The sequence below is a fragment of the Cupriavidus pauculus genome (genome assembly GCF_002858765.1).
Classification (GTDB): Bacteria; Pseudomonadota; Gammaproteobacteria; order Burkholderiales; family Burkholderiaceae; genus Cupriavidus; species Cupriavidus pauculus_B.
Window position 1 is genome coordinate 99396 of sequence record NZ_PJRP01000019.1, and the last position, 13083, is coordinate 112478.

16 protein-coding genes are annotated in these 13083 nt (G+C 62.8%); 7 read left to right on the forward strand and 9 right to left on the reverse strand.

Annotated features, from left to right (window positions below; translation table 11 throughout):
- Nucleotides 1-80 precede the first annotated feature (80 nt).
- Nucleotides 81-956: a flagellar brake domain-containing protein gene (locus tag CYJ10_RS28375; protein WP_101684762.1), complete on the forward strand. Its 876-nt coding sequence runs from the start codon at nt 81-83 to the stop codon at nt 954-956.
- A gap of 35 nt (nt 957-991) precedes the next feature.
- Here the strand turns inward: CYJ10_RS28375 and CYJ10_RS28380 are convergent, their stop codons facing one another.
- Nucleotides 992-2566, reverse strand: coding sequence for a tannase/feruloyl esterase family alpha/beta hydrolase (locus CYJ10_RS28380; RefSeq protein WP_180863088.1), 1575 nt, complete (start codon nt 2564-2566; stop codon nt 992-994).
- 208 nt (nt 2567-2774) lie between these two features.
- Here CYJ10_RS28380 and CYJ10_RS28385 point away from each other — a divergent pair, with 208 nt between their 5' ends.
- Entirely contained in the window at nt 2775-3653 is an 879-nt protein-coding gene (locus tag CYJ10_RS28385; RefSeq protein ID WP_101684764.1) for a LysR family transcriptional regulator, read from the forward strand.
- Nucleotides 3654-3680: 27 nt separating this feature from the next.
- Here the strand turns inward: CYJ10_RS28385 and CYJ10_RS28390 are convergent, their stop codons facing one another.
- Nucleotides 3681-4589 (reverse strand): LysR family transcriptional regulator, encoded by a 909-nt coding sequence (locus CYJ10_RS28390; RefSeq protein ID WP_101684765.1) that lies wholly within the window; start codon nt 4587-4589, stop codon nt 3681-3683.
- A 92-nt stretch (nt 4590-4681) separates the two neighbouring features.
- Nucleotides 4682-5404 (reverse strand): YoaK family protein, encoded by a 723-nt coding sequence (locus CYJ10_RS28395; protein ID WP_101684766.1) that lies wholly within the window; start codon nt 5402-5404, stop codon nt 4682-4684.
- Between the two features lie 141 nt (nt 5405-5545).
- On the opposite strand from CYJ10_RS28395, the gene CYJ10_RS28400 reads away from it, so the two are divergent.
- The 4 genes from CYJ10_RS28400 (at nt 5546) to CYJ10_RS34300 (ending at nt 8243) form a co-directional block, all read left to right on the forward strand.
- Nucleotides 5546-5848: a DUF1330 domain-containing protein gene (locus CYJ10_RS28400; protein ID WP_101684767.1), complete on the forward strand. Its 303-nt coding sequence runs from the start codon at nt 5546-5548 to the stop codon at nt 5846-5848.
- A 230-nt stretch (nt 5849-6078) separates the two neighbouring features.
- Nucleotides 6079-7101, forward strand: a complete 1023-nt coding sequence (locus CYJ10_RS28405; RefSeq protein WP_101684768.1) for an IS110 family transposase — start codon at nt 6079-6081, stop codon at nt 7099-7101.
- Nucleotides 7102-7507: 406 nt separating this feature from the next.
- The gene (locus CYJ10_RS28410; protein WP_180863089.1) at nt 7508-7966 is read left to right on the forward strand and encodes a hypothetical protein; all 459 of its coding nucleotides are present in this window, start codon (nt 7508-7510) and stop codon (nt 7964-7966) included.
- 100 nt (nt 7967-8066) lie between these two features.
- Nucleotides 8067-8243, forward strand: a complete 177-nt coding sequence (locus CYJ10_RS34300) for a hypothetical protein (RefSeq protein WP_180863090.1) — start codon at nt 8067-8069, stop codon at nt 8241-8243.
- An 18-nt stretch (nt 8244-8261) separates the two neighbouring features.
- Here CYJ10_RS34300 and argC read toward each other — a convergent pair whose 3' ends face one another.
- Nucleotides 8262-9188: an N-acetyl-gamma-glutamyl-phosphate reductase gene (gene argC, locus CYJ10_RS28415; RefSeq protein ID WP_101684769.1), complete on the reverse strand. Its 927-nt coding sequence runs from the start codon at nt 9186-9188 to the stop codon at nt 8262-8264.
- 140 nt (nt 9189-9328) lie between these two features.
- Between argC and CYJ10_RS28420 the strand changes: the two genes are divergently transcribed.
- Nucleotides 9329-10213, forward strand: a complete 885-nt coding sequence (locus CYJ10_RS28420; RefSeq protein ID WP_101684770.1) for a LysR family transcriptional regulator — start codon at nt 9329-9331, stop codon at nt 10211-10213.
- A gap of 46 nt (nt 10214-10259) precedes the next feature.
- Here the strand turns inward: CYJ10_RS28420 and CYJ10_RS28425 are convergent, their stop codons facing one another.
- The 5 genes from CYJ10_RS28425 to CYJ10_RS28445 all read right to left on the reverse strand — a co-directional run bounded on the left by CYJ10_RS28425 (nt 10260) and on the right by CYJ10_RS28445 (nt 12919).
- On the reverse strand, nt 10260-10715 hold the full coding sequence (locus CYJ10_RS28425; protein ID WP_101684771.1) for a DUF2846 domain-containing protein: 456 nt from the start codon (nt 10713-10715) through the stop codon (nt 10260-10262).
- Nucleotides 10712-11116: a hypothetical protein gene (locus CYJ10_RS28430; protein WP_101684772.1), complete on the reverse strand. Its 405-nt coding sequence runs from the start codon at nt 11114-11116 to the stop codon at nt 10712-10714. The genes CYJ10_RS28425 and CYJ10_RS28430 overlap by 4 nt, the downstream gene beginning before the upstream one ends.
- A 356-nt stretch (nt 11117-11472) precedes the next feature.
- Complete coding sequence (locus CYJ10_RS28435) at nt 11473-11895, reverse strand: DUF6691 family protein (protein ID WP_101684773.1); 423 nt, start codon at nt 11893-11895, stop codon at nt 11473-11475.
- Nucleotides 11896-11897: 2 nt separating this feature from the next.
- Complete coding sequence (locus CYJ10_RS28440) at nt 11898-12332, reverse strand: YeeE/YedE family protein (protein ID WP_101684774.1); 435 nt, start codon at nt 12330-12332, stop codon at nt 11898-11900.
- A 62-nt stretch (nt 12333-12394) separates the two neighbouring features.
- Nucleotides 12395-12919 (reverse strand): metal-dependent hydrolase, encoded by a 525-nt coding sequence (locus tag CYJ10_RS28445; RefSeq protein ID WP_101684775.1) that lies wholly within the window; start codon nt 12917-12919, stop codon nt 12395-12397.
- Between the last annotated feature and the right edge of the window lie 164 nt (nt 12920-13083).

Consider the following 13083-nt stretch of genomic DNA (forward strand, 5'->3'; position numbering starts at 1 on the left):
AGCGCCGAATCGGGATTGTCCAAGGCGCAAAGAAAATTTAAAGTGGCGGCTGAAAAATGCCAAATCGGAAAGGGCGACCCATGCGCAGGGAAGTACAGGCTGACGATATCGAGCTGGGCAATCCGCTCAAATCGGCCCTGGTCGACGAGCTTAATTTTCCCGTCGCCGACGAGGGGACCGTTTTCAATACGGCCGAGGAGCGCACACTTGCGCTACAGGGCGGCCGCTGCTTCTGGGCCGACGACCTCGCGCCGCTGCGGGCCGACGCGCCCAATGCCGCCTGGCACGACCGCTATGGCCTGCTGGTTGGCACACTGTTGCACGTCAAGCGGCCCGGCGATGCCAACCGCGCGGCGGTCAGTCGCCTGATCGGCTTCAACGATGGTGCCGCGTTCATCGGCTGGCCGAGCCTGGCCGGCATTGCGGCCGAGATCGACGACGGCGAGACCGTGCTATTTCGCGGGTTCTCCGGCACCAATATCCACAGCTTCTCGGCCCGCGTGCAGGCCACGTCGCGTACGCCGTTCCCGTACTGGATGCTCGACGACATCCGGCATCTGGAGGCCCGGGAATTGCGTGGCAGCATCCGCGTGCCCGTGCGGCTGGTGGCATCGCTGTCGCTGGCGGAGGGCCAGCCGGCGCCGCAGACCGTGCTGATTACCGACCTGAGCACCGGCGGCGCGTCGATTTCCACGGCATCGAGCCAGTTCGGCACGCCGGGCCAGCAGGTGCGGCTGGAATTCACGCTGCGAGCGGCGGGCTTGAAGAAGCGGCTGTCGATCGAGGGCTGGACGCGCGAAGATCCCGACGCCGATGCCACCGAGCCGTTCCACCATGTGGGCGTGGCTTTTGACGCGTACGGCGAGCGGGAATCGTTGCTGCTGTACTCGTTTATCCACGAACAGTTGCTTGAGAGCGCAACCATGCGACCGGGAGGCAAGGGCGCCGAGTCCTAGGCAGCCGGGCGGTGCCGCCCGGCCGTCATCCTCCGCTATTTGCGCGAAGCCACTCTGGCGCAGACAAAGCTGGACGCGTCGTCAACGCTGCCGGTGCCCTTGTATCTGGCCTGCTTCGGCCAGGCGCACAGTGGCCGCGTCCGGCTCGAACCTTCGGTCACCTGGGCGGCAGTGGCCAGGCCACCGGTCTTGCTCTCCAACCCCTTGGCCGCCGCCAGGATCTGGTCCGGCGCCTGACCCTTTTCGATCCAGGCTTCGAGCGCGCCGATGGCATCGAACGTGTTCGGACCCACGCCGCCGCGACAATGGCCCATGCCGGGCGACAGGAAGAGGCGGGCGAAGTCCGGCGTGCCGGCAACGGTGCGGCTCACGGCCTGGTAGTAGTGGATCGTGTCATAGGCATTGCCGATCGGGTCGGCCAGGCCGTGATAAACGATCAGCTTGCCGCCGCGCTGTTTGAAACGGCTCAGGTCTGGGTTCACCGAATCGACCAGCGGCCCGACGCGTTGCTGCACGGCCGCCATGTCGCGGTCCCAGTCGAAGCTGCGCCAGTCCCACTTGGCGTCCTGGAAGACCCAGTCGCGGAAGAACTCGGTGCGGAACGCCTCTGGTCCCTTGATCGAATAGCCCCAACCACCCAGGTAGCCTGACTCGCTGCCGACCGGCCAGCCCGGATAGATCTGCGCGCCCGTACGCGGATTGCGCGCCCCGGCGTAGAGGCGCTTGAGTGTGTCCGCCTGTGCCGATGTCAGGCAGTCATCGCTGTCCGCGTTGCCCTTGCACTGCAGCACCTTCGGGTCGAAGTGGCATTGGGCCGGATCGCCGATCAGACCGTCCTTGACGCCGTCTTTGGCGTCGCAGGCCGCAACTGCCGCTCGATTGATCGCCGGCAGCTTCGAGGGCGGGATATAGCCGGCCTCAGTTTTCATGTTCTGCGTGGCCATCCACAAAAAGCCCGCATTGAGCGCCGTGCGGTTGTTGCCCGGCGCGCCAGCAATGATGCCGTCGAAGTCCTCGGGATAGCGCTGCGCGGCCGCCAGGCCTTGGCCGCCCCCGGTGGAACAGCCGAAGTAGTACGCGTGCGACGCTTCGCGCTGCTGGTAGGCCTTGACCAGCACGCGCGACGCCATGGCCGCGGCGTGGACCGAGCGATAGGCCCAGTCGGCAATCTTCTCGGGGTGGCCAACGCCCCAGTTCAGGTTCTCGTTCCGATAGCCGGCCTTGTCTTCGTGGCCGCTATCGCTGGAGATCACCGCGTAACCACGTCGCACGGCCGGCTCCAGTTCGTCGTAACGGATCGTCCCGACATAGCCGCCATTGCCGACCACCATCGTCTTGCCATTCCACTCGCCCGCAGGCGGCATCCAGAGCTCGAAGCCAATATCAGAATCCACAGTCGGCGCAAGGCGGCCCGACACACGGCAGAAAGCGGGCAGGTTCTCGACCTGGTGCCCGTTCGGCAGCTTCAGCGTACCTGCCGGCTGATCGGCCATGGCCGTCAGCTTCACGCCAGGCAGGCTGATTTCGCCCAGCGACTCACAGGCGCTGGCGGCGTGCGCCGCAGGGGTGAGCGCCAGCATGCCCAGCGCCAGCGCCTTCATGGCGGTCATGGGCGCCCGGGATGTCGGGGCGGGTGTGTCAGTCTTGGAAGGGGTAGGGGACGGCATCGGGGATTGTCTCGCTCATTTTTGATGTAGCCCGTGCCTCGCGCCGGGCACATGCATTCTTGATGAAGCCGCACTAAAAGACAAACAGATGCTTTCTTAGTCATCCTAAAGAAAAGTTTTATGATTCAGCTTTTCATTCTGAAGCCATCCGATGAGCACCATCCGCATGCTCAAGACGTTCCTGGCCGTGTCCGAGCTTGGCTCGTTCGCCGCTGCCGCGGAACGCGTGGCCCTGACCCCGGCTGCGGTCGGGGCGAAAATGAAGGCCATGGAAGACCTGTTCAAGCGGCCGCTGTTCAACCGGGCAGGGCGCGCCGTGACGTTCACCCCGGCAGGACTGGCGCTGGTGGCGCGCGCCCGGCGACTGGTGGATGACTACGAGGATATGCTGGCCGGGCCGCCAAGCGGCGAAGAGATCGCCGGCACGGTCACGATCGGCGCGATCGTGTCAGCCATGGGTGCGCTGGCCACGAGCGTGGTGGACCTGAAGGCGCCGTATCCATCGCTGGACATTCGCATCGAGAACGGGCGACAGGCCGATCTGTATGGCCGGGTGATCGACGGCGACCTGGACGCCGCGATCCTGGTGGAGACGGTCCGGCCGGACGGACGCGCAGCCATCTGGACCCATCTGTACGAGGAGCCGCTGATGCTGATTGCCGGCGCCAGTGTGGCGGCGCCGGGCATGGACGCGCTGGACATTCTGCGCAGGCAGCCGTTCATCCGCCTGGATCGTGGCATGACCACCGGGGCATGGATCGACCAGTTCCTGCGGCGCAGCGGCGTGCGGCCCAACGACCTCGTCGAAATGAACTCCTTGCCGGCCATCGTGGAGCTTGTCCGACAGCAGGCTGGCGTGGCCATCGCGCCAGTTCTCCATCATTTTGGCTGGCATCGCGACGTCGGGTTATGCCTGCTGCCACTGCCCGGCAAGCCCATGGCGCGCCGCGTGGGCCTGCTGGAAAGCACCCGTCACCTAGCAGTCACCGGCGTCATCCGGGATCATTTCGCGCGCAAACACTGTGCGTAGGCGTCAGGTGCCGCGCAGTGTTTTCTGTCAGGACGGCTCGTCAAACGGCTTGCTGCCCAGCACGCTGACCACGTGGTCGACAAAGCAGGTAATGCGCGAGGCGAGGGTGGTGTTGCGGTAGTAGACCGCATTGATCGACTGGCGCGCGTCGAGCGTCTGCCTGGCAAGCAACGGCACCAGTCGGCCAGCCTCGCGGTCGGCGCGGGTCATGAAATCGGACAGGCAGACGATGCCCTGTCCAGCCAGTGCCAGGCTGCGCAACGTCTCACCGCTGGACGAAGCAATGGTCGGCTTGATACGGATGGTGTCGCCGTCGCCATCGCGCAGCGGCCAGTCGTTGAGCGAATCGGGCTGCGTAAAGCCCAGCAGCGCATGGCCGGCAAGTTGCTCCACCTTGGTCGGCGTGCCGTGCCGCTTCAGATAATCGGGGCTGGCCAGGATACGGATGCGGCTGGTGCCGATGGGACGCGCATGCAGCGTGGAATCCTTCAGCGCGCCGATGCGGAAGGCCACATCGGTCCGCTTTTCGAGCAGGTCGATGATGCCTTCGTTCGAGTTCAGCTCCAGTTCCACCTCGGGATAGCGCTCGCGGAAGCCTTCCACCAGCGGCACGATCACATGGAGCATGAAGGGCGTGGCGGCGTCGACGCGCAGCCGTCCGAACGGACGCATGCGGCGGGCCGCCATCTGCTCTTCGGCCTCGTCCATCATGGACAGGATGGCCCGTGCATGCTGCAGGAAGGCGGCGCCTTCCTCGGTCAGTTCGAGTCGGCGCGTGGTCCGGCGCAGCAGGGTGGTCTGGAGCTTTTCTTCGAGCCGGCTCAGCGTACGGCTGGTGGCCGACACGGTCAGGGCCAGTTGCTCGGCCGCGGCGGTGATCGAGCCGGTATCCACGACGGCCGCGAAGGCCAGCAGTTCGTCGACGGTCGTCTTCATTCTTGATTCCGCGTCAAATGAAAACGACTTATACACGGCCTTGCGCGCAAAAGTAAGCTGGCGGGCGCCATATCGCGCCGGGCGAGGGCAGATCAACGGGCCGGCACCGCCGTACGTGATCGGGCGCGCCGGACGCAGATGACCACAAGGACGACAATGGGCAATGCCACGGCGGCATAGCCGACCCGGGTGTAGGCCAGCGCGCCCAGAATCGCCCCGACTGCGAAGGACAGCACGCTGGGCACCATCTTGCCGAGCCTGGCACGAATCGCGCCGCGCGACTCCGGCGGAGCGGAAAACAGGTCCACCAGATCGATAACCACCTGCGTGCTGTTGCCTGTCATGATCGTGGTCGGGCCAAGATCCGCCAGCGACGTGCGCGACAACGCGTTCTGGATCGCCATGGCCGCCACGGCCAGCAAACCGGCCAGCATCGCCAGATGCGAGTCCGTCCCGGCGCCCAGCGCCTGCATCCGCAAGCCAACGCTAGCAAACGCCGCCAGCAGCAGGCTCTCTACGGCAACCAGCGGCACTGCCGCATCGCGATCCCGCTGGATCAAACGCTTCTCAGTCAATCGGACCAGTGCGACCACGCCAACAAAGACCGGCAGCGCCAGCACCTTCAGAAACAGTCCCTCGGTACTGCCTACCGATTCCACGCCGATCATGATCAGGTTGCCGGTCACATGCGCCGTGAACAAGCCCGCCAACGCGATGAATCCGATTACGTCCGTATATCCGGCCACGAAAGCGAAAGCCGTGATATCTAGCTTGCCTGCGCCGCCCGTGCGGCCCGCGCTTCCATTTGTGACCATGCCGACTCCTTGTTCAAATCATCCGGACGGCCCTATAACGTTTTGCGCGCCCCATGTGCCGAACTATAGTGATGTGCCGACCCGCGCGACGCGGCCGGTGCTGTCAGAGTCATTCAAATTGACTGAAGCAAGGGGACAGGCATGAAAAAGGGTTACTGGGTGGCCGCCGTAGACATCGCCGATGCCACCGGCTATCAGGGCTACATCACGGGCAACAAGGCGGTATTCGACAAATACGGCGCCCGGTTCCTGGTCAGAAACGGCGAAAAATCAGTGGTGGAAGGCGCACCGCGCTCGCGTATCGTTGTGATCGAGTTCGAGAGCTACGCCAGGGCGCTGGAGTGCTACCGATCGCCCGAATACCAGAGCCTGATCGCGCTCCGCGCGCCGTACTCGCAGGCGGATATCGTGGTGATCGAAGGATATGGGGATTTGGGGGTGTGATCGCGGGCTGATAACAGGCTGCGAATTGGCCCACGGAGGGAGTTTTGTTTTATCCATTATTTAACATAATCTATATTATAAATAAAATGATGTTGGCCATTATTAGATGGAATGGTCGCCTCCCGCCTCAGTGGATCGCCAATCGTGATTGGGCACCGTTCTCAGTTGGCTGAGTCCCTATGGCCACAGTGCTAACTCTGTCGCAGCAACCCCCGCCTAGGAGGATCCAAATGGAACCGACCATAGTAGCTATCGACCTGGCCAAGCACATCTTTCAGGTTCATTTTGTCGAGCCTGACAGCGGCACCATCCGTAGCAAACCGATCAAGCGCGCTCAGTTGCTACCGTACTTTGCGAACCTCCCACCGTCACGGGTCGTGATGGAAGCTTGTGGCAGTGCCCACTATTGGGCGCGCAAGTTCGCATCTTTCGGCCACGACGTCAGGTTAATCGCTGCACAGTTCGTCCGTCCCTTCGTCAAGTCCAACAAGAACGACCGTGCTGATGCAGCTGCAATCTGGGAAGCAGCCCAACGACCAGGAATGCGCTTTGTGGCGATCAAGACCGAGGAACAACAAGCCATGCTCGCGCTTCATCGCATGCGTCAGCAACTTGTCCGCTTCCGGGTCATGCAGGTCAACCAGCTACGCGGATTGCTCTACGAATTCGGTATCGTCCTTCCTCAAGGCCGCTGCGCAGGGGTCGCTGCAGCCGAGGTCGCCCTGGCTGAATTGGCCGCGCAGTTACCTGCGATGCTGGTAGACAGCTTGCAAGACCAACTCTCCCGTCTGCTCACGCTCGACGAGCAAATTGCACGAATCGAGCAACGTATTACGGCGTGGCGCCGAAGTGACGAAGCATGCCGCCGTATCTCCGAGATACCCGGCGTCGGCTTACTGACGGCCACAGCTGCGGTGGCCGTCATCGGGAATGCTCAGAGCTTCAAGTCCGGGCGAGAGTTCGCGGCCTACCTTGGACTCGTGCCTCGACAGAATGGCTCCGGCGGCAAGGTCAAACTCAGCGGCATCAGCAAACGTGGAGATGTGTACCTGCGCACCTTGTTGATCCACGGCGCGCGAGCCGTGATCTCAAGCGCACGACATTTACCTGAACATCTCAAGTCCATGCTTGCACGACGACCCACAAACATCGTCGCCGTAGCACTAGCCAACAAGATGGCGAGGATTATCTGGGCCCTCCTGGCATATGGGCGCACGTATCAGGTGCCCGTGGCACCGCGAATGCCTGCTTGAGCTCCACAACGGTTGTCATAACACTTTTCAAAGTTGCAAAGGTTGATATCACGATGGCAAGACAGGTTGGACCGCGCAGAGCTAAGCCTGAGACATTACTCGGATCTCGAGTCCGCTTTTTAGATTAGGAATCTCTGCGGCGAAATCCATCGGGGCCGGCAGGGGATCTCCCCTGCGATCGAGTCCGGATATAAGTCCGCAACTACCCTGCTCGCCGCCGACGATATCCCTTGCAAAAGGGAGGCGACCATATAAGTAATGTCACCTTTGCGATGATTAGAGATGTCACCTCTGTTATCCCGTAGGCTCCCAGCTTCGCCGCGACGACGAGGATCTGGCACGGATCTTCAGCTGGCGCGAATGGCGCAAGGTCTCGCAGAGCCTGACACTGCAGTACGACAAGACCATGTACCTGCTGGAGGACCGCCCGGAGCACCGTCGGCTGATCCACCGCTACATCGAGGTGGCCGAGTATCCGGACGGGGGGATCGAGCTGTGGGCCAATGGCGCGTCCCTGCCCTTCACCACGTATCACCGGTTCCCGGAGATCGACCAGGGGGCGATCGTCGAGAACAAGCGGCTCGGCCATGTGCTGGCGATCGCGGCGCGCGTGCAGGCGCTGCGCGATAACCGGCATCAGGCGGGGCCGTCGCGCACGCTGTCGGGCGGCCCGCCGCGCGCGGTGCAGGCCGCGCCGAACGTCAAGCGCCAGCGGCTGATCAACCGGCTCGATCTGGAGCGGGCGATGGTGGGACCCGACGGCCCCCACCCTGCTCCAGCCTCAGGTGCTGCCGGCCAGTGCCACCGCCCGACAGCCCCCCCACAACAAACATCCCACCCCGCACAAAAAGCACGCCCGGACTGACATTTCTAATTAGCGGACGGAGTGACATCTCAGAACCCACTGGACAATGATGAGGACATTCTGAATTGGCCGGAACATGATGCATGCATGACTTGGTTCGTTGACTGGAACGCCGTGCGAATGCAAACGCACGCCGGATTTCAGCCTACTGGTCGATGCCCGCCCCCGCATCGAGACGATGCCGCTGGAGCGGGCGGCAGAAGCCTATGCAAGGCTGAAGCGTGGCGACGGCAAGTTCCGGATGGGCTTGCCATCACATCTCAACGCCATCAACTGACTTAACGCGCAATCCGACTCATGTCGCGAGCATCAGGTCCAGGTTTTGAATCGCGGCGCCGGAGGCACCCTTTCCCAGATTATCGAACACCGCAGACAGAAGGACGTGCCCGTGCTCCGAGCCAGGAAATACGCTCAAGCGCATGTCATTCGTACCGTTTAGCGCCTGGGGATCCAGATGCTTCAAGACACTCGATTCCTCCAGCGGAGCGACGTGTACGTGGTCTGCATCGGCGTAGTGGCGCGCCAGGCAAGCGTGTAGCGTCGCGCCATTCACGCCGGGTGCCAGCAGCCGTAGCGCCAGTGGCACTGTCAGTACGATGCCCTGGCGGAACGCTCCGTATGCAGGGACGAAAATGGGAGGCTGCGCGAGCCCGGCGTACTGCCGGATCTCCGGCGTGTGCTTGTGCGCGAGTTCCAGCCCATATACCTGGAAGGAGGGCGCGTTGGCGGCTCCGGGGCCCTCATATTCCTCCACACCGGCGCGCCCGCGTCCGGAGTAGCCGGACACCGCATGAATGCTGATGGGGTAATCGTCCGGTATGAGCCCGGCTTGCACCAACGGATGCAGCAGCCCGATCGCACCGGTCGGATAGCAACCGGGGTTGGTGACCCGACGTGCGTTGGCAATGCGCTCGGCCTGCCCCGCCGCCATCTCCGGAAATCCGTAAGTCCAGTCCGGCTGTGTACGGTGGGCGGAGCTTGCGTCGATGACGCGAACCGCAGGATTGACAATAGTCGCCACCGCCTCCCGCGCGGCAGCATCCGGCAAACAGAGGATGGCGATGTCGCAGGCGTTGATCGCTTCCGCGCGCCGCCGCAGGTCTTTGCGCTCCGCAGCGGCAAGCGTAACCAGTTCGATGTCGGTCCGGTTACGCAACCGTTCGTGGATCAGCAAACCGGTAGTGCCTTGGTCGCCGTCGATGAAAACAACGGGAGAGCTCATAGCTGAAATACTCCGCAAACTTTCGGTTGTAAGGAGAACGAATAACGAATAACGAGCCCCTATATTCCGCGCACCGCTACAATATAGAAAGTTGCATTTCACAACTTTTACATTCAGTTTTTCTGAATCTGGACGCCGACATGCGAGAGATCAGTCTGGACCGCTTGCGCACCCTGGTTGCCATTGCAGACCGTGGCTCGTTTGCCGAAGCGGCACGGGCACTGCACCTGGCGCCCCCAACCGTCAGCCTCCACATCGCTGAACTTGAAGACCGCATTGGGGCGCCCCTCCTGTCGCGGAAGCGCGGACACGTCAGGCCGTCGGCAATTGGAGAGGTGCTGGTGGAACGCGCGCGTCGGCTGCTGGCCGATGCCGAAAAGGCGCTGGACGACATCCAACGCCAGGTACAGGGGCTCGAAGGGCGCGTAAGGCTGGGTGCATCGACGGGCGCGATCGCGCACCTGTTGCCGCAAGCGCTCGAGGTGCTGCGCCAACACCACCCCGCTATCGACATTCAGGTTGCAGTGCTGACTTCACATGAAACGTTGTCGCGGCTGGCGGATGGGACGCTGGACGTCGGGCTGGTCGCACTGCCCCAGCCCCCGGTGGCTGGGCTGGTGATCAAGCCGTGGAGGCGCGACCCCGTGATGGCCTTTGTGCCGGCCCATTGGCATTGCCCTGCCCACGTCACGCCTGAATGGCTGGCGGCCCAACCTCTCATTCTCAATGACGCGACCACGCGTCTTTCGCGCCTGACGACCGAGTGGTTCGCCACCGGGGGATATCACCCAGCGGCACGTATCGAGCTCAACTACAACGACGCGATCAAGAGTCTGGTTGCGGCAGGTTATGGCGCCGCCCTCCTGCCCCACGAGGCGACTGCGCCGTCCCCCGACCCGCGCATTGTCATGCGTCCGCTGCGGCCGGCGTTGTGGCGTCGGCTCGGCATTGCCCATCGTGCGGGGCACGTCGAGCGTTCCACGCAACACGTCCTCGATATGTTGCGGGATCTGCGATTGGCGTAGGCGTTGTTGAAGCCACAGGCAGCATGCCCGGCGCTGCGCCAGCGCGTTATTTCACTGCCGGTTTCTGATTGCCGGTATAGCTCAGCGACGACAGCTCTTCCTTTGCCTTTTCCGGGGTTTCCAGTTCCAGCACCACGCGGCCGACCATCAGGCCCATCGACGGGGAGCTGCGCACGTATTTGGTTTCACCGGCGTCCAGGACAAAGCTGAGCGTCTTTTCGGTTTCGGTGGCAGCGGATGCCACATACTTGCCGGCCGCGCGATCAACGAAGAAGAAGCCGCCCGGTTTTGATTCGCCAACCACATCGTTATTCAGGCGGATATCCGGCTGGATAGCCGCGCCAAAAATCGACGCCGATCGCATGAAGTAAATCCGGCCCTCATTCGCCTTCAGCGTCGGCAGCGATGACGCCATGTCGGCATGCTTGACTCCGGACGCACATCCCGCCAGCAGCGAGGACACGGCCATCCCAGCGATGAGCATGCGAGCAATACGTTTCATTCCAACTCTCCCAGATTCAACGGTACGGTAGTGGTCAGCGGGGAGTAATTTTGCTCCCCGGGCAAATAAAAACCCACCAGGGTGTTGTTGCGAATAACCAGGTAGGCCTCGTGGACCTGGCGGCCCTCGATCGTCAGAATGGTGCCGATCGGACGGTAGACATCGCCTTGCGGCAGGCGTCCGATCAACAACCAGGTCGATTTGGCGGCGAGCTCGCGCGAGTAGCCGGTATCCAGCTTGATCGCCGCCGGCGCCAGCAGCTGGGCGCGCTTCGCCGGGCCGACTGGCTGCGCCAGTTCCGTTGCCGGCAACGTATCGATCGTTGGTGCGCAGGCCTGCAATGCCAGGCAAAGACTTGCGGCGAGCCATACACGGCCCATGGGAGTGCTGAATGGAAACATGGGATACGCCTCGAATAATGGTACGGACGCTATTGGTTTCGGCTTCGGCCACTGTCCCCGCGCCGGACGATAGGTCTCCGCATCAAATCTTGCACGCTGACGCCAATAGTCGCATTCAGGAGAGATTTACGGCGAAAATGCAGTTTGCTTGATACCTGAGTGACCCCACGAAAGAAGGGGCCGCGATGCTGAAAAAATGGGAAATGGCCCAGAGTTCAAGAATAGTGGAAAACGGGCGGCGACGATAAAGCGCTGCCTCTTATCGGCGCCCGTCAAAATCAAACTTAAAAGACCATCCCGATACTGATGACTCAGATTATCTGGTCCCGGTAACGCGGGAATTAACGTCGAGGCAATTAGCGGCGGGCCCTGACACGCTCCACAACCTCGAATACTGTCATGCCGGCGAGCATGGCCGCGACAAATCCCATCGCCTTGGGATAACCGGCGCCCAATGCCACCAGCGCCGGACCCGGACAAAATCCTGCCAGTCCCCATCCCACGCCGAAGCACGCGCTGCCCAGTACGAGCCGCGCCGTGACACCGGTATTGGCTGGCCACTGTAGCGGCAATCCCAACAGACTCCGCCCGCGACGCCGGGCGATGAAGACGCCGACCACCGTCAGCGCGATGGCCCCGACCATGACGAACGCCAGCGAAGGGTCCCAGGCGCCGGCCAGATCAAGGAAGCCGAGGACTTTCGCCGGGTTGGCCATGCCGGACACCATCAGGCCGATGCCGAAAACCAGGCCGGCCAACCATGCAAACAGAAGCGGCATGCTCAGGCTCCCACGATGTGCCGCAGCACGAAGACCGTCAAGAAGCCGGTCGCCATGAACGTCAGCGTCGCCACGATGGACCGGACCGCGCCACGGGACATCCCGCAGACGCCATGGCCACTCGTGCAGCCGCTGGCGTAGCGGGTGCCCAGCCCGACCAGGAAACCGGCCACCAGGATCTCCGGCCAGCCTGCCTCGATGCTGGAAATCGCCGGCAAACCAAATGCCGCCGCCACGACAGGCGCGCCAATCAGACCGACGAGAAAGGCCATGCGCCACGCCATATCGTTGCGCGGCAGTGCCAGCAGGCCGCCCAATATCCCGCTGATTCCGGCGATGCGGCCGTTGAAGAGCAGCAGGGCCGTGGCCGCGATACCAATCAGAACCCCGCCTGCCAGCGAAGCCCACGGGGTGAAGCTGGGGAAGTCGATCACCATTTGATAGTGCCTCCAATAATGCCGTGATCATGCCACGGGCCTCACCTAGGACAGGCAGGCCGTCAGAAGCGAATCGTCGCCATGCGCAGATGCTGGAACAGCGCCACGCTATGCTGGCCATAAAACCACAGGTCATCCGAAACGAAGAAGGCAATCAGCCATGAGGCGGCAACCACGATGAGGTCGCATCGCCCGCTTTTCCACCAGTTCAGCGAATGACGTCCGGCGATCCATGGCACACCGAGCGGATTGGGCCAGTCGGCCAGCAGGTGCATGACGCCCCCGCAGGCAAAGCCGAACGCCGGCGCCGCCAGCACATGCGTGCCAAGCGCGTGATAGGCCCACACCAGAAGGCCGATCCATGCGACGCCCCAGTGCGTCCACGATCGATGCGTAATCCACAGGCGCCGCGACCTGGACCACCAGGCCACTTCCAGCCAGTCGGGCGCTGTGCTGCCACACAATGCCGCCACGAATCCGAGCACGCCTGCCCAATACCATCCTGCGCCGCCATGCCGGGCGATAACGGCAACGGCGATAACGGCCGCCGCCCATCCGGTGGCGTGATGTGCCTTGTTTGAAGCCATGGTGACGCGACGCTTATTCGACCGTGCCAGTTGAGGGGGCGCAATCTTGGCAGATGTGCGGGGGAAACACCAGCGATGCAGCCATGGCGTGCCCTGATTGTCTTGTCCAGCGCGCAACCACGCCCAGGCACCGTAGGACCTTGGTCCAATGGAACACACGCCGC